At 39.8% G+C, this 24,986-nt stretch carries 17 protein-coding genes; 1 reads left to right on the top strand and 16 read right to left on the bottom strand.

From position 1 onward, the window contains the following. Positions 1 to 135 precede the first annotated feature (135 nt). The 7 genes from POV26_RS10040 to POV26_RS10070 all read right to left on the bottom strand — a co-directional run bounded on the left by POV26_RS10040 (position 136) and on the right by POV26_RS10070 (position 10,802). Positions 136 to 3,348: an efflux RND transporter permease subunit gene (locus tag POV26_RS10040; RefSeq protein ID WP_272856338.1), complete on the bottom strand. Its 3,213-nt coding sequence runs from the start codon at positions 3,346 to 3,348 to the stop codon at positions 136 to 138. 2 nt (positions 3,349 to 3,350) lie between these two features. Beyond that, positions 3,351 to 4,430, bottom strand: coding sequence for an efflux RND transporter periplasmic adaptor subunit (locus POV26_RS10045; RefSeq protein WP_272856339.1), 1,080 nt, complete (start codon positions 4,428 to 4,430; stop codon positions 3,351 to 3,353). Between the two features lie 102 nt (positions 4,431 to 4,532). Then, a complete protein-coding gene (locus POV26_RS10050; protein WP_272856340.1) occupies positions 4,533 to 5,837 on the bottom strand; it encodes a TolC family protein in 1,305 nt (434 codons plus the stop codon). A gap of 283 nt (positions 5,838 to 6,120) precedes the next feature. Then, on the bottom strand, positions 6,121 to 6,510 hold the full coding sequence (locus POV26_RS10055; RefSeq protein WP_062619356.1) for a DUF302 domain-containing protein: 390 nt from the start codon (positions 6,508 to 6,510) through the stop codon (positions 6,121 to 6,123). A gap of 198 nt (positions 6,511 to 6,708) precedes the next feature. After that, entirely contained in the window at positions 6,709 to 7,293 is a 585-nt protein-coding gene (locus tag POV26_RS10060) for a hypothetical protein (RefSeq protein WP_272856341.1), read from the bottom strand. 861 nt (positions 7,294 to 8,154) lie between these two features. Then, positions 8,155 to 10,146, bottom strand: coding sequence for a PD-(D/E)XK nuclease family protein (locus POV26_RS10065; RefSeq protein WP_272856342.1), 1,992 nt, complete (start codon positions 10,144 to 10,146; stop codon positions 8,155 to 8,157). A gap of 167 nt (positions 10,147 to 10,313) precedes the next feature. Further along, positions 10,314 to 10,802, bottom strand: coding sequence for a phosphoribosylaminoimidazolesuccinocarboxamide synthase (locus POV26_RS10070; protein WP_272856343.1), 489 nt, complete (start codon positions 10,800 to 10,802; stop codon positions 10,314 to 10,316). A gap of 217 nt (positions 10,803 to 11,019) precedes the next feature. Between POV26_RS10070 and POV26_RS10075 the strand changes: the two genes are divergently transcribed. Then, on the top strand, positions 11,020 to 12,618 hold the full coding sequence (locus tag POV26_RS10075) for an IS1182 family transposase (RefSeq protein ID WP_272856344.1): 1,599 nt from the start codon (positions 11,020 to 11,022) through the stop codon (positions 12,616 to 12,618). 44 nt (positions 12,619 to 12,662) lie between these two features. Here POV26_RS10075 and POV26_RS10080 read toward each other — a convergent pair whose 3' ends face one another. From POV26_RS10080 to POV26_RS10120, 9 genes are all read right to left on the bottom strand, one after another. Beyond that, entirely contained in the window at positions 12,663 to 13,259 is a 597-nt protein-coding gene (locus POV26_RS10080; RefSeq protein WP_272856345.1) for a HEPN domain-containing protein, read from the bottom strand. Next, the gene (locus POV26_RS10085; RefSeq protein WP_272856346.1) at positions 13,259 to 14,278 is read right to left on the bottom strand and encodes a ParA family protein; all 1,020 of its coding nucleotides are present in this window, start codon (positions 14,276 to 14,278) and stop codon (positions 13,259 to 13,261) included. Before POV26_RS10085 ends, POV26_RS10080 begins: the two co-directional genes overlap by 1 nt. A gap of 174 nt (positions 14,279 to 14,452) precedes the next feature. Next, complete coding sequence (locus tag POV26_RS10090; RefSeq protein WP_272856347.1) at positions 14,453 to 15,196, bottom strand: hypothetical protein; 744 nt, start codon at positions 15,194 to 15,196, stop codon at positions 14,453 to 14,455. A gap of 127 nt (positions 15,197 to 15,323) precedes the next feature. Beyond that, the gene (locus tag POV26_RS10095) at positions 15,324 to 16,319 is read right to left on the bottom strand and encodes a hypothetical protein (protein ID WP_272856348.1); all 996 of its coding nucleotides are present in this window, start codon (positions 16,317 to 16,319) and stop codon (positions 15,324 to 15,326) included. Positions 16,320 to 16,324: 5 nt separating this feature from the next. Continuing rightward, entirely contained in the window at positions 16,325 to 17,533 is a 1,209-nt protein-coding gene (locus POV26_RS10100; RefSeq protein WP_272856349.1) for a GIY-YIG nuclease family protein, read from the bottom strand. Then, positions 17,526 to 19,490: a DEAD/DEAH box helicase gene (locus POV26_RS10105; protein ID WP_272856350.1), complete on the bottom strand. Its 1,965-nt coding sequence runs from the start codon at positions 19,488 to 19,490 to the stop codon at positions 17,526 to 17,528. The genes POV26_RS10100 and POV26_RS10105 overlap by 8 nt, the downstream gene beginning before the upstream one ends. A 3-nt stretch (positions 19,491 to 19,493) precedes the next feature. Next, positions 19,494 to 22,196: a class I SAM-dependent DNA methyltransferase gene (locus POV26_RS10110; RefSeq protein WP_272856351.1), complete on the bottom strand. Its 2,703-nt coding sequence runs from the start codon at positions 22,194 to 22,196 to the stop codon at positions 19,494 to 19,496. A 194-nt stretch (positions 22,197 to 22,390) separates the two neighbouring features. Then, positions 22,391 to 22,789 carry an HU family DNA-binding protein gene (locus tag POV26_RS10115; RefSeq protein ID WP_045080050.1) on the bottom strand — a complete coding sequence of 133 codons (399 nt, stop codon included), beginning with the start codon at positions 22,787 to 22,789 and terminating at the stop codon, positions 22,391 to 22,393. A gap of 1,022 nt (positions 22,790 to 23,811) precedes the next feature. Then, entirely contained in the window at positions 23,812 to 24,978 is a 1,167-nt protein-coding gene (locus tag POV26_RS10120; protein WP_272856352.1) for an efflux RND transporter periplasmic adaptor subunit, read from the bottom strand. Positions 24,979 to 24,986 lie beyond the last annotated feature (8 nt).

The following is a 24,986-nucleotide window of genomic DNA, read 5'->3' on the forward strand; positions in this document are numbered from 1 at the left end:
TCAAAGTCATACAAACCTGACTGTCTTACGTCTTACGTCCTACGTCTTATGTCTTAAGTCTTTTTTCTTTATTTCTTATTTAAATCTCAAATCTCACGTCTCAAATCTCACCTCTCAAATCTCACCTCTCAAATCTCACCTCTCCCGTCTATTTTCAATCATATAATAAACCAACGGCACTACAAGCAAAGTCAGTACTGTAGAAACAATAGTTCCACCCATAAGCGAAATAGCAAGTCCCTGGAAAATTGGGTCAAACAGGATTACGAATGCTCCAATTACCACCGTTCCGGCGGTCAATAAGATTGGGGTTGTCCGTACCGCTCCCGCTTCTATTACGGCTTGTTTTAACGGAATTCCCTCTGCGGTTCGCAGATTAACGAAGTCTATCAGCAGCACCGAGTTACGCACCATAATTCCCGCTAGTGCAATCATCCCGATAAAGGAGGTTGCGGTGAAAAACGCGCCCATTATCCAGTGGCCTAGCACGATTCCTATCAACGAAAGTGGAATGGCAACCATCATAACAACAGGTGCCTTAAAGTTTTGGAACCAACCCACAATCAAAATGTAAATGATGATGATTACACCCAAAAAGGCAATCCCCAAATCGCGGAATACTTCCAGTGTAATCTGCCATTCGCCATCCCACTTTACAGTGAAATCGTCTTCGTGCTCGGGCTGTTGCAAGTACAGTTCATTCATTTTGTAACCAGCTGGTAGTTCAATATTATTCAGCTTGTCTGTCATCCCCAAAATAGCGTAAACAGGACTCTCGAGTTCTCCCGCCATATCCGCCAACACATAAACCACCCGTTTTTGGTTTTTGCGATAAATACTCTTGGCGCGTGTGCTTTCTTGAACAGAAACCAAATCGCCCACAGAAAGCATATTGCCCTGTTTGGAAGCAATCTTCAACTGCGAAATATCCTGGATGGTGGATTTTTCCTTTTCATCCAAAGCAAGCAATATTCCCACCTGATTGGTGGCGTTTTCATCGTATAGATGGGTTACTGGCCTATCCGAAAGCGCCATATTCATCGTATGGACAATCTGCTGTGGTGCCACGCCGTAGCGCATGGCTTTTTCCTTGTCAATGATAAATTCGTACTCCTTTTGGTCGGCTTCTACCATCCAGTCCACATCAACCACATCCTGGGTTTCGTTCAAGATGTTTTCTACCTTTTTGGCCACGGCAATCTGCTGGTCGTAGTCAGGACCATAAATTTCTGCTACGATAGTTGATAGCACGGGTGGTCCGGGCGGAACTTCCACGATCTTCACATTGGCGCCAAACTTCTTTCCAATTTTCTGAATACCGGGTCGCAGTTGTTTGGCAATGTCGTGGCTTTGGTCGCTGCGGTCTTCCTTGCCTACCAAATTCACTTGGATATCGGCCATATTGCTACCCCCACGAAGGTCGTAATGGCGTACCAAACCGTTGAAGGTTATCGGGGCCGAAGTGCCCACGTAGTTTTGATAATTTACAACCAAGGGCTGTGTGGAAAGGTATTGTCCAATTTCGCGGGCAACCACTGCTGTTCTTTCCAAAGTAGTTCCCTCCGGCATATCGATCACTACTTGCATTTCGTTTTTATTGTCGAAAGGCAGCATTTTTACGGCAACCGATTTGGTAAAGAACATTGCCACAGACCCCAACAGCAACAGCACGGTAACTCCCAAAAACAGCCAGCGCGTCTTTTTGTTTTCAATCAAAGGGGTTTCAAGTTTTGAATAGATGCGATAGATAAGCGTGCTTTCCAAAGGTTTTTCTTCTTTTGGCGCTTTTCCTTTCCCACCACGGCGGGCAGGCTTTTCTTTTTCTCTTAGGAAAATGTAGCCCAAATAAGGTGTTATCGTTAAAGCCACAAACAATGAAAGTATCATCGCGATGGAAGCCCCAATTGGCATTGGCGACATATACGGCCCCATCAACCCAGAAACGAAAGCCATAGGCAATACCGAAGCGATTACCGTAAAGGTTGCCAAAATGGTTGGGTTCCCCACCTCGTTTATTGCATAAATAGCCGCTTGCTTAAACGGCAGGCGTTTCATCTTAAAATGCCGGTGCATGTTTTCGGCTATGATGATGGAGTCGTCCACCACGATCCCCGTTACAAATACCAAAGCGAAAAGTGTGATCCGGTTCAGCGTATAGTCGAGCAGATAATAGCTCAAAAGCGTGAGCGCAAAGGTAATGGGTACCGAAAGAAATACCACCAAACCACCGCGCCAGCCCATTGCGAGCATTACAATCAAGGTAACGGCAAGGATTGCGCCTATCAGGTGCATCAACAATTCCGAAACTTTTTGGGAAGCGGTTTCCCCGTAATTTCTCGTAATTTCTACGTGAACGTCGTCGGGGATTAGGTTGCTTCGCAAATGGTCAACCTTGTCGATAATCACATCGGCAATTTTCATCGCATCGGCACCTTTCCGCTTTGCTACCGAAATGGTTACGGCGGGATATTCGGAAGGATACTTTGAAGCATTTTCACCAGCGCCTCCAAACCCAAACGAAACATATTGTCTTGGGATTTCGGGGCCATCAAAAATAGCCGCGACTTGTTTTAGATAAATGGGTTGGTTCTGCTGTACGCCCACTACCAAGTTTTCAACATCGGTTGCGGATTTTAGGAAATTTCCCGTTGTAACCAAAAACTCCGTATCGTTCTTATCAAAACTGCCCGAGCCCAGTTGCTGGTTGTTTGCCTTTATCATTTCGGCAACGCCCAAAAAGTCAAGGCCGCTGGCAGCCAGTTTGTCCTTATCCAACACTACGCGCAACTGCCTGTTTCTACCGCCAATTTTATCGGTCAGGGAAACTTCATTTACCTTTTCAATTTCTTGGGTAAGTTCGTCGGCAAGCTGTTTTAGCTGGAAATCGTCATAATTCTCGCTCCACAGCGTTATCCCGAGCATCGGCACATCGTCTATGGCACGCGGTTTTACAAGCGGCATGGTAACGCCCGGGGGCATCAGGTCCATATGCTTGTTCATTTCGTTGTAAAGTTTTACAAAGGAACGCTCAATATCCTCGCCCACATAAAACTGTACGATCACCATCGCCCCTTCCTTGGAAGAAGTGGAATACACATACTCCACCCCGGGAATGTTGGACACCAATTTCTCCAAAGGTTTTACCACCCTCGATTCCACTTCGGTTGGGGAGGCGCCGGGGTAGCCCACGAAGATGTCGGCCATGGCCACATCAATCTGCGGTTCTTCCTCGCGCGGTATCAAAAAAGAACTGTAAACGCCAATGACCATAAACACGATCATCAACAGTACCGTAAGCTTTGAGCCTATAAATAACTTGGCAATTTTGCCTGCTAATCCGTCCTTCATGCTTATTGTTTAATGGTTATTTTCGCTCCGTTGAAAAGTTTTCCTTCGGAAGAAATAATATAATTTTCATCTGCGGCGAGGCCCGAAAGTACTTCCACATTATCACCAAAAGTGCGGCCCAGGCGCAACCAGCGCAGTAAGGCGGTATTGCTTTGGCTCACCGTGTAAATGCCCGTCAATTGTCCGCGTTTTACCAAGGCCTCCTTTGGCACCATTACCGTGGTAACATCTGTTTTCTTTTCTATGGGAAATTGAACCGTAGCGTACATGCCTGAAAGAATATCGGCATCGGTTTTATCCAATACCACTTTTACCAAATACTGCCCGCCTGTGTTTTTAGCGGAAGTGCTGACCTCGGTAACCGTTCCTGGTAATGTTTTATCTGAAGATTTTACAATTACTTGCACATCGGTGCCTGATTTTATTTTTGAAATCTCACTCTCTGGCACCGAAGCCGTCACCTCAAAATTCCCTGGCCCTTCCACTGAAATCAATGGAACGCCGGGATTTGCCATATCGCCTGCCTCGATAAATTTACTGGTAACCACGCCGTTGAATGGCGCGCGAAGGTTTACATAGGCAAACTGCGATTGCACCTCGTTTTTCATCTGCTTTGCCCCTTCCAATCTAGCCTTGGCCATTTCGTATCGGGCGCGTTGGTCGTCGAGTTCCTTTTGGCTTGCGCTGTTTTCGGCAAACAAGTTTTGAAAACGCTGATAATCCTTTTCTGCATTGTTAAAAGCCGCTCGGGCTTCGGTAATCCCGGCACTGGTCTGTGCTTGTTTTGCAGAAAGGTCTGAATTGTTGATACTGACCAACAACTGTCCTTTTGCCACCTTGTCGCCCACATTTACGTGCACCTTATCCACAAAGCCCATCATTCGGGTGCTAAGAGTGGCGCTGTTGGCGGCCTCTATTTTGCCACTGGCGGTTAAAAACGGTGAATTGTTTTCCGCAGCTACTGAACTTACACTTACCGGCACTGCAGGAGTGTTATCTATATTTTTTTCTTCGGAAGCATTGCCGCAGCTGGCTAGGCTTAAAACTCCGAGGAAAAACAAACTTGTGTATAGTGACTTCATATAAATATTTTTTAAATCTTTTTTGATACTGTATTTAATTTTGATTTTTCGATTTCGATTTCGATTTCGATTTCGTCCCGATCACTATCGGGATCAATTTCATTAGTTTTTCGTTAAAAACTGAAGGTATGCCAAGGCGTAATTATGCTGAAAAACGGTGTTGAAATATTCCAATTGCTTTTGCGAATACTGCGTCTCGGCCATTAACAGATCGGTGGTTTTCTCCAGACCTTCCTTAAATCGGTTGGTGCGGATGCGCAGGGCTTCCTTTGATTGCTCCAATGCCAGTTCGGTTAATTTTAAATTGTTCTGCGCATCTTGGAACATACGTTTTGCTTTGTTCAGCTCCAATTTGCTTTCGGCTTTGTATTGCTCCAGTTCCAGATTTGCCTTATTGAATTCGGCTTTGCTTTTTTGTGTTTTCCCGAAGCGTTTTGAGCCTTCAAAGAGATTCCAACTAAGGGATGCGCCAAATAAATAACCATTGGCATCGGCCTGAAATATTTCATCATCATAAAGCTCATAACTTCCAAAAGCATTCAGTCTTGGCAAAAACGTCATTTTATCGGCCTTGTAATTTTGTTTGTAGGCTTCGGCGGCAAATTCCATCGCCTGAATATCGGCCCTGGAATCGGATAGGGTTTCCGCAGCATTCAATTCCGAAGCAACCATTAAGGAATCCGTTGGTTTTAAAACTCCCCCAACTTCCTCGTTCATAAGTACGGCAAGATATTCCGAAGCGTTTATCACGTTGCTCTTGGCGTATTGCAATTGATTTTCCACTTCGGTAACGCGCACTTGTACGGCAAGCACATCGCTCTGTTGCAGATAGCCCTGCTTAAAGCTGTTGTTTGCCAAGCGCAGGTTTTCACTGGCCGCATTTAGGGCGGTCTCCAAAACGGCTACGCTCTTATACGCCAACTGCAACTGCATATAGGCCTTTTCGGTTTCCAGGGCAAGGTAATCGCCTGTGCGCGCCAACTGCATCTGGGTAGCTTCCCATTTTGCCTTTGCGGCTTTCCGTTGGAAGATACCATCCACATTTATCAGCGGCTGTTGAACTTCAATTTTGGTAGCAAACATATTGATCTGTGAAGGATCATTCAGTTTGTTCGGGTCAAAATCGGCTTGGGTCACTATTTCCTGGTTCAGTTTAAACCCGAAGGCCATCAACGGATTGGTAGTGGCCATTCCGCTGTGCGAGGCTGTGATATTGGGAAGGAACACGGCGTTCGTCTGGTTGAAATCGCCTTTGGCGGCAAGCACCTGCTGTTCGCTAATCTTCAGCTTGTTGTTTTGTTGGATCACCTTTTCCAGCACTTCGGCCTTGGAAATGGGAACGGTTTGCTGCGCAAAAACCATCGCTGGCAGCAACCCGATTAGTGTAACTATATTTTTAATCTTCATTTTAATAATTAATTTGGTGCAAACATACGTTAGAAATCGAGCTTGGTCAGTAACTAATGTTACCGAAGAAGTATTGATAGTGGGTAGTGGGTATTAGGTATTAGGTATTAGGTATTAGGTGGTAGGTAGTGAATGTTGAAAATTGATAATTGAATATTGAATATTAAAAATTAATCTCTCAACCCTACCCTATTATATCAAAAAGAGACTGCCTATTAAGACAGCCTCTTCACTAACCAAATAAATCTGCACTTATTAGGAACGAACCAACCACGAAACGTTCCTAAATACTTTTAATGACCTTGGTCAATTTTTTTTGTACGTCCTTGGCTATTTCCGCCAAGGAGTCATTTTCCACCGCCATCATGGAAGCCGCGGGATCTACCGCCGAAACCTCAACAATGCCAGGCTCGCGTTCCTGCACTATCACGTTGCAGGGCAGCATAGTGCCAATCTTGTTTTCGGCCTGTAATGCCTGATGTGCCATCTGCGGATTGCAGGCGCCGAGGATGGTGTAATTGTAAAAATCGGCATCCAACTTCTTTTTTAGGGTGGCCTTTATATCTATTTCGGTCAACACGCCGAAACCTTCCTCCTTTAAAGCTGCCGTTGTCTTGTCAATGGCCTCCTTAAAAGTGGTGTTTTTTAATGTTGTACTGATGTAATAACTCATAGCTTTAGATTATTTTATTTATTTGAACAATCTGGTACAAAGGTAAGATTGCTGTTTGGGAAGTTCTGTAACAAAGATTACATAAGGGAAAATTTATGAAATACGAAGTACGAGGTACGAGGTATGAGGTACGAGGTATGAGGTACGAGGTATGAGGTACGAGGTATGAGATACGAAGTAAGAACCCACAACCGAAAACTAATTCGCCGGGGTAATCATAATATGCGAACGGTGCGTGCCCGCATCCATCAGCCACGGCATGCCGGGGACTTGGGGTTTTGTGGGCAGGCCGGTGCTTTCGCCTGTCATATAAGGTTTGTAGATTACGTAGCGTATCTTGCTTTTAAGAAGTTCGCCCGTTTCGGCGCTATAGTCGTTTTCCTCTCCGGCCAGCACATAGACCATTGCGGGTTCCTCGGGCATTTTAAGCGTGCCTGCCTCTATTTCATTTTTACGCGCCTCCCGTTTTTCTTCGTTTGATTTACCCTCAGCCACCAACTCACGGCCGCGGGCCATAAAGGGTTCCAGTTCGGCGCCGTAACAGGCTACGCTAATGCCCGCCTTGTTAGGGTCGTCTGCCAGGCATACCATTCCGTTGTTGCCCTCGCGCAGGGTAATGAGCTTTCCTTCTTGGTTATAGCCCAGAACCGTGGCATCTTCTCGATACATTTCGGGGGCGGCCAAGACGGCTGTCTTAATTTGTATGTCTTTTGGAAGGATCTTGTTTTGGGCGAAGGTGGAGAACGCCACTGCCAAAACGAAAAGAGTCATTAGTTTTTTCATAGTCCGAAGATTTTAAAAGTGAAGGCTTAAGATACGGATTTTTGGGGGATTATGGGAGTGGGTTGTTGTGGAGACTGATATGTTTTAGGGGCAATGGATTTGGGCACGCGTTGCAAATGCGCGCCAGCTAGGGGTGCCAGCCCGGGGTTTTTGGGGATTGTTTTAGTGGGATATGGAGATTGGGGTACCACGAATGCACGAATTTTTTGGTTTTTAAGAGGTTGGGGTTTGATAAATTTCTAAATAGAGACACGCGTGGCAAACGCACCAGCCAGAGCCTAGTCCCCAACGGCTACTAAAACGTGTATGAACACAGGCAATTATAGGTCTTTTTATAGGTTGGGGGAAGTAGGAAATACACCATTTTAAATTTTGTAGGAAAAAGCACCTGTTTTCTTACAATCTAATGACCTTGCTATGGCTTTGCTATGGCTTTGCTATGGAGTATCGGTGAAGGTGACCCATCCTTGACCCGTCCTAAAATAACTATACAGGTTAAAGAATAAATCGTGAAAGGACTAAACAGCATATTTTTATGGTTTTGGGCGTGAGATTTGAGAGGTGAGATGTGAGACGTGAGACTTGAGACTTGAGACTAGAGACTTGAGATTTGAGACTTGAGATTTGAGATTTGGCCACGCATTGCAAACGCGCAAAGAGCGGGGCGGAAAGCCTGGTTTTGTGTTTTTTGCCAAAAATAGTGCTTCAGAATGTAGCATGGCATTTTTTAAAAGCACCAAATTTGGCTCATTCTCAAGTCCAATCAAAAAAACAAAGCCGCTTAAAACGGCTTATATTGGTTCAGGTCTAAAAAAATTAAGGGGTTGTGCAACGGTTACCATTGTTATCTCTCGTTTTTATTCACACGGTTTGTAAGATGTGCTCTATCTCTTCTTTCAAATAGGGAACTTCCACTTTGTAATAATTTTCAAATTCTGGGTACATTATTACGAGGTACATTTTTCCTACTTTAATACCGTAGTTTTTTTCCAAAATATATCTGTAAAGACTTTGCTGTAAGCTATAGCGGTTATAGCTGGTGTCGTCAATGTGTTCTAATTGACCTACACCACAATTTCCCCATTTATCAATTTTGATTGGTTCGCCGTCAAATACATTTATTACTTTTCTAGTTCTTTTCCAATCGTAGATGTCAAAGTCATTTTGATTTTGGACAATCATATCAATTGTACCAGCAACTCCTATTTCCTCGTCAAAAATTCGCCATTCAGAACGGTAGGGTTTTAAGTTTGGGTGTTCGCTAACAAAATTTTCAAATTGATAAAATTCCTCAGTCTGATTGAAATTTTGATTTAGAAAGTAATTCTCAATTTGTTGGTGTAAGAAAGTTCCAAGCTTAGCGGATTTAAGACCTTTCTCTTTCCAAATTCTTACTATTTCTTCCGCCTCCAACCCATAAAGTGCATTGTTAGGACTCAAATTGATAGCTTTACCAAAAGCATCAAATTCTGGAAAAAAACGACCGACAATAGTACTTGCAGATGGAAAAGCGACACCGTCAATAGTATAAATGTGTTTTTCAGCATAGAATTTTACTCTCTTATCTCTTGGATGTTGATTAAGTTTATTAAAGGCAATAATTCTCTCGTTTTCCTCCTGTCCGAATGATGTTGGAACAACGTATTTCTCTTCTTCAATCTCTTGGCTATCAAATTCTCTTTTGAGAGTTTCCTTTTGTTCTTCAAGTATTTTAAACTCGTGGTTTAAGTATTTCTCTCTGTACTTATTTTTTTCCCACTTTTGGGCTTGTACAATATCCCAAACCTTTTCTTTGTTTAGTTGAGCAGAGGTTTTAAGGTCACTTGGTGTTTGAAACTCTGTTCTAATTTCTGATATTAGGTTAGAAATGAATTTTAAGCACTCCTTTTCTTTTGTGTGAACTTGATGTTCAGAAAACCTTACTACTATCCAACCTCTGTCTTTAAAATAATTATCTCTATTGACGTCATCGCCAATACAATGTGTTGGTTGTCTTGTAATGCCTGCATACGGCTCATCTATTTCTATATCAATTCGTATGTTATCATTGTTCTTACCAATCATAGCAATATCAGGTTCAAATGGTCTTGTATTTTTACCTGTATTTAATCTAATATTCCCTGAAATCTCAAAATCAGTTGAAAAAAAGTACTCAATTGCTTTTTGAAAAGAAGCCTCCTTAAAGCCTCTTCTTTTTGTTGAACCTAACCTGTGAGAACGAACAACACAATTTTTATTAGGAATTTTTAGGATTGGGAAGTTTGTTTCACTTTCAGAGAGATTTAGGCTATAGTTGACACGTTTTATTTCAGAAATTTCCTTTTCATTTTCTTTGACAGAATTTGGTAAAATCTCTTCTTTTCGTGGTTTTATAATTTGCTCTGTTCTTATTGGCTTTTCTTTCTGTTCGGTCGTTGGTTCTGTTTTATATTCTATGGAAGGCTCGGCTACTTTTGTGTTCGTTTCTTCTTTTTCAAATGATTTATAATTGGAAGGTTTAGGTTTAAAATCATCGTGATTTGATGAATTCGCTATAGTAACTTTGGTATTTTCATTCTTCTTCGTCAAAGTAACTTCATCCTGTTCAGTTTTTAAATAGCCTATGATGAAGTACTTAAAACAAAGAATAATTAGTATCGATAGATAAATTCCAGCACTAACTTCCCTGATTATTAAATAATCATCTGGAATAAGTTTAATTAAAAATATAGGTAGAACTGGTATCATTAAGAGAAGTGCTCCACCTAAAAGAAACCCTATTAGAACAATGAAAAAGTTTTTTTCTTTTGTAAATTCTATGAAAAAAATAATTGTTGCTAAAGCAAAATAGAACCAATATAAAAATTCAACCATATTTCGGATGTTGCTTTAAATGAGAGATAACGGTTTGCATATGGCTTGTAGCGGTTTCGGAGCACTTTTCTGTCCACCGAAATTAAAGCTGGCTACCGAGCGAAAACCCTGCTGGCAGCTGTTCACCCGCCATAAGCTATATGCGTTGTTGGCATTTCGTTGTTTTTTTATTTCAATAGTTGTTCTTCTCTCATTATTTCAATAGCCTTTTCTGTTTCATTCTGTCCGTCAGTCAATGAGCCTGGAAGCATAATCAGTCGTTTTTTGATTTTTCCGTTCTCATCTTCGAACAGCACTTCAAATCTCGAACGAGTCAGTCCTTTAACAGCTTTTTTAAGTTTTACATCTTTAATTTTTTCTCGGTCAATAATTGGTGTCGCTGAATTATTTAGACTACTTACAATTCCGTAAATCAGATATAGTCCAATTAGTCCAAACAATATTGGCTGTAACGTCTGTCCGTTTTTATATGCTTCATAACCAAAATAGAGCAGTCCAACTGTTATTGCTCCGTATATTAGAAGGATTCTTGCAACGTTGTTACCAACAGTCACTTTAGCCACATTTCCAACAACCCCGTCTCTTGTCAAGACAATTTTGTCAGGAAGGATATGGCAAAATCCCGTTTTTGTCTTAAATGTCTTTTCTGATTCCATTTCGTTTTTTCAATAAATGCCAACGGTCGGGCTATGAGTAGTTGCGTGGTTTAGCGGTTAACTTTGCAAGTATACACCAAACTGAAAATCCGCGAGGATTTTCAGAAGTAGGCAAGAACAAGCAATTACTTATAGCCATTGTGCCCGTTGCACAACCACCTCTTCAAATATAGCAAAAGGCTTGTATAAAATTGAGAAGTTTATTAATTTCATGCCTATGCAAGGCAAGAAAAACTATCAGGAAAAACTCTTCACAAGCTTTAAGCTAAGCGACAGGGTTTCAAAAGAAAATTTTTACCGACGGCTAAAAGAAGTTCTATACCTGGACTTTCTTTACCCGCTCACCAATAAGTTCTATGGACAAAGCGGGCAAAAAAGCATAGACCCCGTGGTCTTTTTTAAGATATGCCTGGTGGGCTATCTGGAAAACATAACCACAGACCGTGGCCTAATGGACCACTGCAGTATGCGCATGGACATCCTTTATTTTCTGGACTATGATATTGACGAGCCTTTACCTTGGCACAGCACCATCAGCCGCACACGGCAACTTTTCCCGGAAGATATTTTTGAAGAAGTCTTTACCCGTGTTCTGAAATTGTGCATAGAAGCCGGTCTGGTAAGCGGCCATACCCAGGCCATCGATTCAGCTCCTGTAAAGGCCAATGCCTCGATGGACAGTCTTGAGATCAAAGTGCCGGCAGATGAACTTGAAGAACACCTTTCCAAGGTGCGCGTACAGAGCAGCAGGGACAGAAAGGCCAAAGAGAACAAAGCGCCTAAAGAACAACAAGAAATAACGGCCAGTAAAAAAGAATTACAGGAGATCAAGAGCCGCAACAAAAGATGGAGCGAAGACCAGGATATGCGCCCGGGAGCCAAGAACAAGGGCAGCCGTTACACCAGCAACAAGACCCATTACAGTCCTACCGATCCCGATTCCAGGATAAGTGTCAAGCCCGGGAAGGCAAGAAAGCTCAACTACCTGTGCAACATAAGCGTAGATACCGGGGGCCACGTGATTACCGATGTGCAGGCTTACCACGCCGACAAGAAAGACAACCAGTATTTGCAGGACACCGTGGCAAGACTTAACAGGCGGTTGAGAAAGGAGGGAATGATTTGGGAGCACCTCTTGGCAGACACCGGCTACAGCAGTGGGGAGAACTATGCCTATCTGGAAGCCAGGGGCATTAAAAGCTACATTCCGCCCCACGGAACTTACAAAGGCGGCCCCGAAGACTTTAAATATATAAAAGAAGGCAACTACTGGCTGTGCCCACAGGGAAAGAAAGTAACCTTCCGCAAGCAGAAACTTGAAAAAGGCACATTAAAGGATAATTATTTTACAAAACGAAGTGATTGCAAGGGATGTCCCATCAAAGAAAGCTGTATAGGCAAGAGCCACGAGAAGCGGATCAATATCACTGCTTACCGGGAAGAATATGAACGCAACATAGCGAGAATAAAAAGCCCCACTGGTCGGTATCTAAAAAGCAAACGGCAAAGCACCGTGGAGCCTGTCTTTGGAACCCTCAAGGAGTTTATGGGGCTTCGCAAGGTCAATACCATTGGCATTAAACAGGCCAACAAATGCATGCACCTCTCGGCAATGGCCTACAACCTCAAGAAATACCTCAAGTTTATCCAAAAACGCGCAAAGAGCGGGGCGGAAAGCCTGGTTTTGTGTTTTTTGCCAAAAATAGTGCTCCAGAATGTAGCAAGGCATTTTTTAAAGGCACCAAATTTGGCTCATTCTCAAGTCCAATCAAAAAAACAAAGCCGCTTAAAACGGCTTATATTGGTTCAGGTCTAAAAAAATTAAGGGGTTGTGCAACGGTTACGCATGTTAGCTGCATTTTATTTTACAAGATTATAAATACAATCTCCAAGTTTTTCAATAAATTCTATAGAGACTTCGACATCATAATCAGTTATATTCCTTTTAGTTTTATAAATCGGCTCAATATCTGCCTCATGTGCAATCATATTTCTACGATCAATTATCAAATTCAATTGATTTTTAATATTCGTTTCAGAATCACCAAGAACTATTGCAATTTGTTGCCATAATTGTACAGGATGGAATAGTGAAATGGCTTCTTTAATTTTATTTGGTCTTTGAAATGTTTGCCATCCAAGTTTTTCTCTTAATTCCGTTTCAAATGAGATTAGTGGAGGCGAATGTGAAATCCCGTGAAAAAAAGCCAGTGAGATTTGTTGCTTATCATATCGTGGTGTAGTAGGACGAATTCCATTGAATATTTCCTTCATACCAACAATCGTAAGTTCATGTATTAGGTGATCAAGAGCACTAACTGTTAAAACAATACACGATCGTAGCACATTTGATGTGTCTATGATTGAAGGATTTGGAAGATGCAAGCTTTTTGTTATCAGATGAGTTTTCTTAATCTCTTCAATATTCGTTTGAAACTGATTAAAAACGTTATTCATTAATTGGTCATGTTTTCAACGTTTACAGCTAATTCTGAGAAAATGTTTAGAAACCTTTCACGTATTTGTTGATATTGCTCTAAAACTGTTCCTGTACCTAATTGAGCATCAGTTAATTCGTACACAGGAAGTCTTCCTCTTTGGGAGCGTGGAATTAGTCCTGAGAAATTTGGTATTTCAGCTAGACAATAACCTTTTGCAACTTGACCATTTATATATTTTGCTGGGTCTAATAGCATACCTTCAGCATTAATCGTTGGAACCAAAGTATTTGTTACTGTATTAGAAACCTCATCAATCCACTTCTTAAAAGCGCTTGATGGTTCACCATTTCGAATTGTGAAATTCTGTACTATTGTTCCTAAGAATTTAGTTGTTTTATCAGGGAAGGGATAAGAACTATCTTTAAATGTGATTCTTGCCATTTTTGCCCATTGTTCCCATTTAGGCAACACATTCGTCAAAGATTTAATGGCCATTACTGAAAAATAATCTGGCGATGTCGGAACAAGAAAATAATCAGATAAACAGAATAAATTTTGATTAATTGAGCTTAAACTGGGGTTCATATCTATAAGAATATAATCTGCTGAATATTTTTGTGCCAATAGATCCAAAAAACTATTAAGAGCACCAGGTAAGTTTTTTAGCGTTGGGATTGTATTAGACAGTTGATGCGCGATACTAAGTGGCACCTCATATTCGGATAATCCGATATGCCCAGGCACAAGAAGTAAATTATTGTTTTCCGGAATCTGATAGCAGTCAATTGCAGATAACGGTACAGGTGTAGCATCAAAGGCGGGAGCAATACCTGATTTTATATTTTCATTAGGATGATCGACATAAAAGTCGTCAAAATCATCTCCTAGTATTAAGCCAGTCAAATTGCACTGGGGATCAGCATCCACAAGAATCACTTTTTTTCCTTCTCTTGCTAATTTCCATCCTAAATTATAGGTCGTAGTCGTCTTGCTTACACCTCCTTTATGATTAAAGAGGCAGATTTTCTTTGTCATATCTTTTTCTATTTATGTTATTCACTATTGCAGCTAACGGTAAATTGTATGTTGTCGTAGCGGATTTCGAAGAGCGTCATCGTCCACCGGACGAATGACGGTCGAGAAAGGAGCAAAGACAACGCATACCACCGAGACCGCTATGCAATATACAAAATGTTAGCTGCTGGTGTTTTATTTTACTTTTATCTTAATGTCATACTTTTTTATAAAATCACTTACAACATCTGCAATTTTTTCCAATAACTCATTCGATGCTCCATTTGTCAATTGTCTAGTATGAATTACCAATTTAGGAAATACATTATTTTTTGTCTCGATGGAATAATGAATCCACAATTTATCTGTCTTTGCACAAATAATTTGCTCTGAATATTCGACATCAAACAGCTTACAAACTTCTCCTCGGTACGTTTCAATATATTTATTGTCTGTGGCAAAAATTAAAATTATTGGGAATTTGAATATAAACGGGCTCTTCCAAAAAATATCCTTACGTAATTCTAAAGCTGTTTTAAATCCTTTTTGTTTTTTTGCATCACTCGTCTTTGGAGCTGGTAAAGTGCTCAACTCAGTCGTAAAAACGTTTTCGACAAAACTAATTTCATAAAAGTCTTTTTTCGAAATCGTGTCACATATATTCAGTTTGTCTAAAATGAGATTGTATAATCTTTGATACTTTTGCCAAGTATGGTTCCTATTTCTTAACTTTTCCTCCTCTGGGATAAAACGATTCGAGTAATCTATTTTATTCTCTTTCCATAGTTGACTGCTTCCGTGAATTAATTCTGAATCAATCGGCATTCCTGCTTCTTTTCCAACAAATAATATTTTTGCATTTGGATTTCCCAATCCGACATATTGTTTGTCAATTATACACTTGTCAACTAGTTCATTAAAGTCTTTATTGTAACTCATTTTAGTCTTAGTTTATTGGTGAAGTACGCTCGTTAGTTTCACTTGCAGCTAACCCCCCCGCTAGTGCGCGATTGTATCGCGTTCCCTCCCCCCTGGCGCGGGCGTCTCGCCCGTGTCTTACACACTTTTAAATCCTTTCCTCATACATACTCGTAATCTTTAAATCCTTATCCCAAACGGCATGTATTTTTAAATGATAAATAATGTCCCTGCCTTTATTTTCTTTAAGGAGTTTGTAAATCATATTATAGGTTACGGCATAACCCTCAGCCAAGGGTGTGACTTTAAAGGTGTCCCATTGTATGTCTGTACTTGTTAGTGGATGGCGCTTTATGTATCTTTTAGTATCCTCTTTGATCTCTGAAAATGTAACATCAGAGCGAGTGTACCATTTATCTACGCTCGGACTTATAAAATCTTCCAAGGCATCTATATTTCCCGAATGTATGGTTGTGTAATATTCTGCTGTTTTTTGTTTTAAGGAATCTTCTATGGATGTATTAAAAGCATTGAACAACAAAATGGCCATCAATACCAACCCTATTCCAGTGGCAACTACTATTTTTTTATTTTTAAAAAAAGGAATGGAAGGTTTCTTTGCCGGGGTTTGTGGTTCTTCCCCTCGCCTTTTCAGCAAATCGTCTAATTTATTTTCTGATTGCTTTAAAGGTAATTTCAAAGTGGCGCTATCAATAAGTCCCTTAGTAATATTATAACGTTTTAAAAACGTAGGGTAAAGCTCAAGATAACTTAGTTTATTCAATGGAATTAAACTTAAGCGGTTTGGATTGTCGGGAGTGCCACCATAGCCTATTGCGATAAAAACAGGAATGTTTTCTTCCCTTTGTAAGGTTTTAAACCGTTCTATTTGCGTATAGCTAATTACCTCTATCTTATTATCGGCATTAAAGCCGGAACGGTACTTGGCTTCTACATAAAATTCTTGGGCAGTTTTTTTGCACCTGAACTTAAAATCAGGCCGTAAAGTATCTTCGGCATACCGGGTTATGTTTTGATCATAGTTGTTGGTTCTGGAAACAAGCACATAATCAGATCCCTTAAACAATTCATCCTCAACAAATTTTTCAAATAGGTCGCCTTTTTTAAAAGATTCGGGTTGCATTTTTTCTATTTCAATTTTATTCTTTTTGTTTCAGTATCGTATTCGTAATTCACGATATTTTCATTTAAAATCAATTGGATTGTTTCTTCAATGACTTCAAAAGGAACTACAAACCATTCTCGCGGATTGAGTCTTTGTCCTTTATCGTTAAACAAATCAATATCTAAACAAGCATTTGCAAAAAACCTATGCAGCAGGTTCTCAATTTTGTTCGCATTCCGATTGTAAACCTTGTAAGTCGCTATTTTCTTGACATCTGCAAACATATAGGTTGCTTCGTTTTTGGCGTTTTTTATTCTATCATCAACTGAACCACTTGCAAAGCCGATTTTGTATAAGTCCTTTATTTCGGCAAGTTCTTTTTTAGCTGACTTAGTTTTCAAAACGTAAATCCAACCTGACTGAACATCTTCCTCTTTTACAAGTCCTGAATTGATGAATAGGTCTTGTTCAATTTTGTCATAAGTGTTGGTAATTAATTTACCATCCTTCTGAATTTGTTTACCCAATGAACGATAAAGCATATTGCTATAAGTTCCGTTTTCAAAAATGGTTCTTGTTCGACCATCTTTTCTTCTAGCTGTTTCTATTGATAATTTTTCGTTAGATCTTTTAAAGTTTACATTTTCAAGATAGCACATTACTCCTGTCACAATATAATAGTTACCGACTTGAAGATGTTTATCTATATCCTTTAAGGGCTTAATCTTTCGTTTACCTTTTTTAATTTCTTTGTGAACTTGAAGGAACATTTTTTCATACTTCGCAAAGTCCTTTTCTTTCATTGGTTTTCTTTGAGCCACAAAATCGGCTTCTGCTCGGTCTTCAGGTCTTGGTGTATGTTTAAATTTGAAAATGTCTAAATCCTTGTCAGGATCTAACAAGCCCAATTCATCATCATTGAAAATGTCATCAATGGATTGTTTTTCCATTTCTACGTGACCTAATAAATTATGCCTATCAAAAGGTTTGAGGATTTTTTTCTGGTCCTCATTTTCTCTAAAGTTTTTGAGTTTGGCCATTAAACCATATTCAGACATACTTGATTTGTTGGGTTCTCTGTCGTTCTTGTCAATGAACACATTGATTTCCTCAAAAGAATCAATCAGCCTTTCGTCATCTGTTTTCACAGTTGAAGCCTTGACTTTAGAATCTAACAATCCAAAATCATCATCATTAAAAATGTCGTCTATGGTTAGTTTCTTCTTAGCCATTCTCAAGTGCTTTTTTACGTTTCAACTCTCTTAAAAACACTAAAGCTTCTGCCATTCTTTTTTCCTTGTGGTCAAAAGCTTGAATACTTGGTTGTTCTCCCTTGTTGTTTTTTACCCATTCTTTGATTTTTGGCCAAAGCAAAATCGCTTCTTCTTCGGTCATTTCAATTTTAGTGGATTGAATATGCTCGTCAATTAATTTTAAAACCTGAGTTGTTACCGATTTTGAAAGGATTTCAAAAGCCTTTTGGAACGGATTCACTTGGTCAATCAGGTCAATGTGGATGTCATCAATGTTCACAAAGCTTCCTGCCATACGGATGAATTTCTTATCGCCTTGTTCCTCAATTGTTCCGTTTTTAATTACTGAATCTACAACTACGTGTTGTCTCACTGCTTCAACATCTTCTTCGTCCAAATCAGGATAAACTTCTCTGATAATTTTAGGAATCAAAACTGTGTTTATTACTTCTGGTTCAATGTTTCCTGGCATTGCTTTGAGCATTTGTGGGTCTTGAAGAATTTTTGCTTTTAAATCATTCAAGTCCGTTTCAATGATGTCTTTTGCTCTTTGAGAAGTTGGTAATTTGAAACCTCTAATTTTTATCGTGTTATCGTCATCATCTTCGTCCTCATCATCTTCGTCTTTTTTGAGTTTGAATTTAAAGTTTGGTGCTAAAACTTGTTCCATTAATAAAGATGCTGTAATCGCTTTCAGCATATTATTTACTGATAATTTTACTTCTTCATCTTCGGCATCTGGTTGAGCAATGAGGTTGGTAAATTGTGCGTGTGTTTTGTTGTTGCTGTCTCTTGTAGCTCTACCAATGATTTGGATAATTTCAGTTAATGAACCTCTGTAACCAATGGTTAAGGCGTGTTGGCAGTAAGGCCAATCAAAGCCTTCTTTTGCCATTCCTAAAGCTATAATGATGTCTATGTCCTCTGGCGAATTTACAGTCCGTAGATAAGCACTTATTTTATCTCTTGATTTTGGATTGTCATTAACCAAATCGGCCACTTTTAAAATCCTGCCTGTTTTGTGGCTTTTAATGTGCAGAACGCCTGTTGTCTCGTCTTGATACTCCAATTCGCCCAAAACATCAATGATGTGATTGACTTCTTCGTATTTCTCTTTGGATGATTCGGCTGAATTTACACTTGGAATGTGAATGATGGTTTTCTGATTTTCATCTAAAATCTCCGCCAAAGCCGACATTTCTTTTTCAGGATGTTTCTTGAAGTATTTGCCCGTGTAAAAGTGGTAGCCGATTCCCAACGACTTTAAGAACTCGTATCCATTTAATTGTTGGTAATAGGTGTATGTTACTTTGGTAAATTTCGCTTCATCTTCGGGCATTAAAACAGGAATACTATCGCCTCTAAAATACGAACCCGTCATTGCGACAATGTGAGCGGTAGAATTGTGCATAATGCTTTTCAAAACCTGACCTAAAATATTGTCGCCTTCTGCTGAAACGTGGTGAAACTCATCTATTGCGACCAAAGTATTGTCTAACTTTTTGGGGTCTAAACCATCAAAAGCGAAACGCAATGTAGCGTGCGTACAAACTAGAATTTGTTCATCCGATTCTAAAAAATTCAAGAATGCCGTTACCTTACTTTTTTCTTCGCCTGGTGTGCAGAGGTTGTATTTTGGATTTGGATTCCAATCGGCAAAGAAGCCATACTTCTTTAATTCTGTTGAACCAAAAGATGCACCAATAGACTTTTCAGGAACCGCAACAATTACTTTGTTGATGCCCTGATGTTGAAGTTTATCTAAGGCGATAAACATTAAAGCTCTCGATTTACCTGATGCTGGCGGTGCTTTCAATAATAAATACTGTGCGGTTCTGCCTTCGTATGCCTTTTCTTGCATTTCCCGCATTCCAAGAGCGTTGGTGCTTTTGCTCTTTCCTGTTTGGTCGTATTCTACGTGTACTAAATTTGGCATATCTTATTTTTTAACTCTCTTATTTCTAGTTTTCTTCTGCTTCGCAAACAGCGTATCCTTTTTTACCATTTCCTCATATTGCTTAAACAAATACTCCAAACGCTCGGTATCGTTTTTAAAAGGTTGCAAACGGTAACATTGCTCTATGGCAGTATCGAGTGCTTGATGGGCTTGTAGCAAACCTTTGGGCATTGTGGCTGGGTTGTACAACTGAGCCATAGTTTTGCTGGGGTGTTTGGCTCGCTCATCCAAAATATCAAACACGTATTGGTTGAGGTTTTCCTTTTGCTTGGTGGTGATGTCTGGAAAAGGGAAGGTGTTGTAAACTAAATTTACAGAATACCTAATATCTTCTCTCATTTTACCACCAACAGCTTTAGCCCAAAGTAAATGTAACTTTGAACTTAATATGCCAAAATGGAAAGGTGAAAAATTATAAATAACAAACACTCCGTTACTTAATACTGAGCCATCTGGTTCAATACCAACAGGGATGTAATTCCGATTTGAAGAGCTAGTCATTGGAATTATAATTGACTCGCCACTTTGATACTTCCTATAAAAAAATCTGTGAGGCACTTCTGCTGCTTTACGAGCATCTCTCCCTGCATTCAATCTATATATTTCACATTTATCAACCCTGTCTTTAATAGGTTTTATATTATACGCTTCCTCAATTTTGTCATCTTCAATCCATAAACAATATCTTTCAACGCCATTTAAAAAATCATTACCACCAACAAATTTTTTAATGAACTTTTTGGAAGTTGAATCCGTTCTGAAAAATTCTTCACGCTCTTCTTTAGATAAAATCAGATGTCCACCATCAATTCCACTGCTACCAAGTGCCATTTCAGGTAAATTAGAAATTGGTGCATCTCTTTTTTGAATAAAAATGTTACTGCCTGAAGTTAAATAGGGATTTATGTTTTTTGATAAAGTTTTAAAGTTTTCATCGAAAATGACTTTGTCCTTATCTGAGATGTTTCTTAGAGAGATAATTACAACAGATACACCTGCACTTCCCTTTGCATTATTTGTCCATTTAAATGAATTATAAGCAAAGTTAATTTCAAGACTATTGAGTAAATAAGGCCATATTAAACTTACCTGTTCACCTTGACAGATTGAATTAGTGCTAACAAATGCGAGTTTTGCATTCATTCCTTTTATGTAGTCAGCACCTTTTTTGAACCAACAACTTATATAATCTAAGCGGTTAACAGTTTTAAACCCGTTAAATACGATAGACATATCCTTTTTTTGTTCTTCATCCCAACCTTTATAGCCTAAATAAGGCGGATTGCCAATCACATACACTTCATCCTTTTCCGTAATTGGGCAAACTGAATTCCAATCTCTTCTTGTGGCATTGCCTTGTTGTATTTGTCCTGCTTCTTTAAGTGGTAAAATGGGTTTGGATTTCCCGTAATCAAACAGCATTTCTTCAAACACTCGGTTCATTTGGTGTTCTGCCAACCAAAGCGAAAGGATTGCCATTTCGTGTGCAAAATCGTCTATCTCTATTCCGTAAAACTGTGAGAGATTTACAGAAGTCCATTTGAACGTTGGTGTAGTTTCTAAATCGGTAATTTTTTGCAGAATCTTTATTTCCAATAAGCGAATTTCTTTGTAAGTGATAATCAAAAAATTTCCGCTACCACAAGCAGGGTCAAAGAATTTGATTTTAGAAATGCGTTGAATGAGTGCATTGAGTTGTTTTACTGTTGTTGCATTTTCAAATTCCTCATACAATTCGTCTAAAAAGAGTGGTTTAATCAGTTTCAGGATGTTTTCTACCGAAGTATAGTGCATCCCCAAATCGCTACGATAATCTTTATCAACCACTGCTTGAATCATTGAACCGAAAATGTCAGGATTGATGTCCTTCCATTGCAATTCGCCCAATTCGATAAGCGTCTTTCTTGCTTTCGAAGTAAATCTTGGCGAACTGATTTTTTGACTAAACAAGCCACCATTTACATATTCAAATTTTCTAAGATAGTCTGGCAGATGGTCAACTTTTTCAGTATTCAACCTGTCGAACAACTCATCTAAAAATGTATTGGTGTCTTTTCCGTTTTCGACAGTATGTTGTGCAAGCGTATCAGTAAAAATACTTTCCGTTTTAAATATTTCGGTGTCTTCTGCAAAAAAGCAAAACAACAAACGAGACAAGAAAATATTGAGGTGGTGAATGCTTTCTTTTGAGTTGTAGATGTTAGGGTTTTCCTCAATCAACAAATCGTACAAAGAAGCCATTTTGTAAGAAGCGTTTCTGTCCGCTTCATTGTTGTTGCTTGCATTGTACACTTCACTTCCTGCCAAAGGCAAAAAGAAGTCGAAATAGTTGGGTAACTCCTTTATCTTGACGTCAAGGTTTTTACCTTTCAGAAGATCTTTAGCGACAATTTGTTTGTAGTCGGTAAGGATGGCAAATCTCGGTTTGTGTTTTAAGATACGTTCTTCTTTTGTTATGGTGTCAATACTGCTCAACAGTTTGTCCGTAGCTTCTACTTTAAAGAAAATTTTCTTTTTGTAAAGTATTTCACCTTCAACTTTGGATAAGTTGTAGTCTCCTTTTTTTAATCTGGTTACAGATGTTTTTGAAATGCCGTAGGCTATTAATAAGTCAAAGACAAACTCATCTTTAGAGAAGTTGTCAATCAGGTTCTGGACGTTATGCTGAATTTCGGTTGATTTCATCTGATATTGGGAAATTATTCAAATATAAAACAATATAAATCCATCCCATTACGGGAAACCGCATTGGCGACAAATTTTCTGGGGAGAACCCGAAAGATATATCAATTTTCCTTTAAGAAAAATTTAGGAAGTAAATAATCGATGAAATACGCCTCTTTAATTGCGTGAATGTTGAAAGCCAACAGCTTGGGTTTTTACCGCTTCCGGGGCTCCTTTACCACGTCTATAGATTTGCCTTTTAGCCAATTTTTCATTTCCGGGGTGGGCTGGTAGTTGATGTGGAACTTTTTTATCTCGTGCGGCCGCAGCAATTCGGGACTGGGCTGCGGGGTGCTTTTAAAGCCCATTTTAAAGCGGCCAATGTTTTCGAGGTTGATCACGTGGCCATCTGCCAACAGCTCCTTCATCTTATCGCCCAGGGCGGTGAGCACCGCTACCACGTCGGGCCGCTTTACGGTGCACTCATTGCTTATCAGGTAACTGAGCCGTTTAATATCTATCTCGCCCGTGCCAATGGCCTGCATGATATAATATTCCTGCCCCTCGGGGCCAATGTTGTCCTTGCGTTTGGTGATGCGGTATTTAAGTGCCATGGGAATTGCTATTGGGGGAATGGTTAATTTCTAATAAAGCTCAGGTAATTACAATGCAAAGTGCAGATAGTTGCGAATGCATCGCACGTTTCTTGCAGGTAAAAGTAATATAATTATTGAAATAAAATTATAAAATTGTTGTGGTGGAGTATTATAATTCTTGATAGGAAATTATATAATTTTTCACGTGGCTGTTTTTTGGAGGAGAATAGCAGCCCAAATGTGCGGTAGTAGCAAGATACGTATAAAATTGAAATGGATGTTCGTTTCTTATGATTTATTTGACCTAAATTTTTTGAGCTATCATTTTGGAGTCAAAACGAAAACAAAATAGGGAAAGACCGGGAAGAACGCGATGCAATCGCGCACCAGCGGGGTGAAACCTCCGAAAATGCCGTCTGGAATTTTTCCCATAATTTTTAAAATTTAAATTAGACATTCAGTTAAAAATTCAAGTCTAAAATAAAGTGCAATTTCCTGAACACCAAGCCCATAAACGTATTGACCGCTTTTGATGCGTATTGATTTTAATTGATTTTTTTTGGAGGGTTCTTGTGATATTTTGAACAGGTTTGAAGTATTTTGTAACACTTAAAAACCCCAAAAGAAGAAATTGGTTTGATCGAGCGGTTTTTAACAAACTTTGGAAACTTGATGCAAGGAATCAGTTATTTGCACGCAGGTTTAAAACACATTTAACCACCACGGACCAACTTTGACTGCCCTTGATGCCAAATGATTCTCCCTGACCACATTTGCACACTTTTGACCGTTTTTAAACAAAATTCAAACTTAGCAACTTGCGACCTTCAAGGGTGTTTGTTCGAGTGTTGTTCGTACCATGTTCGTATTTTGTTCGAAGAAAGGGCCCATTCTTCGAACAAGCTTCGAACAAAGCTAGAAGAAGGGTCGAATAACGTCATTGCGAAGGAGCGACCCAAGGAGCAACTGAAGCAATCTGTTGGGGGCATTGCCTAACCCTCATGAGATTGCTTTGCTGCGCTCGCAATGACGTTTGGTTCTTAATGATCGTGCCCCCCTCCTCCTTCTTCCTGTAAGAGCACAAATGCACCTTTGGTTAAAAACTTAGTTTCAGGTTTAAATTCTTCCGATTTCCCAATTGCTGTGAAGCCATTGTAAGTTGCTCCAATTTTTACTTCCACGGGAAGGATTTCAAATTCGTCGGCAGTTTCATTTTCAATTTTTAACACGTAGTGTTTCCCTTCCATTTCCACCACGGCGTTTTCCGGAAGCGCCCACTGGTCTGAAGTGCCCGTAACAATCTGCGCCTCAACAAACATTCCGGCAGTGAAGTTTTGCTCATCCTTTTCATCTATATGCCCGTGGACCAAAGAAGTTCTGTTGTTCGGGTCAATGGAAGTTCCCACTAAATATACCTTGCCCTTAAAAACTTCTTTTGAGGCCTCAGGCACCGTAAATAAAATTTCCTGTTCCTTTTTAAGCTGTAGGAGATCTTTTTCAAAAACCTTTAATTCCAAGTGGATATGGTCTGTATTCATAATTTCCATAATCTTATCGGCCGGGGAAACGTAGGTACCCGTGTTTACAAAAACCTGGGTCACGTTGCCGTCTATGGGACTGTAAATATTTACTGCTGAAACGATATTTCCCGCTTGGACCGATGCTGGGTTTATATTCAGCATTTCAAGGTTTTTCTTGAGGCTGTTGTAGCGCGCCAAGTTCGATTTGTATTCGCTCTCGGCTTTTAGAAAACTTTTTTGGGAAGTGATTTTTTCATCAAACATAATCCGCTGCCGCTCGTATTCCGATTTTAAATAGGAAAGCTGCTCGGCGGTTTCCAAATAGTTCTGCTGCATCGTTATAAACTCTGGATTTTCCAGTGTTACCAAACGTTGTCCCTTGGAGACTTTATTGCCCACCAACAACGGCGTGTTTTTAATATATCCGCCCGCGAAGGCACTTATCACCGCCCGGCTCTGTGGCGGCACGTCAATCATCCCGCTGGTTTGCACTGTTTCCGCAAAGGGTTTTTCGGTGAGTTGGCCTATCTCCATTTTTGCATTTTCAAACTGCGCTTTTGAAAGATGGATTATTCCTGAATTATTTTCTTCCGAAGCCATTTCAAGAGTGGCTTCCTCTGTTTTTGAATTGTTGCAGGCCGCCAAAACTAAAATGGAAAGCAACAAAAGTGATTTTATATAGTTCATAACGAATA

The sequence above is a fragment of the Aequorivita todarodis genome (assembly GCF_028561335.1).
Taxonomy (GTDB): Bacteria; Bacteroidota; Bacteroidia; order Flavobacteriales; family Flavobacteriaceae; genus Aequorivita; species Aequorivita todarodis.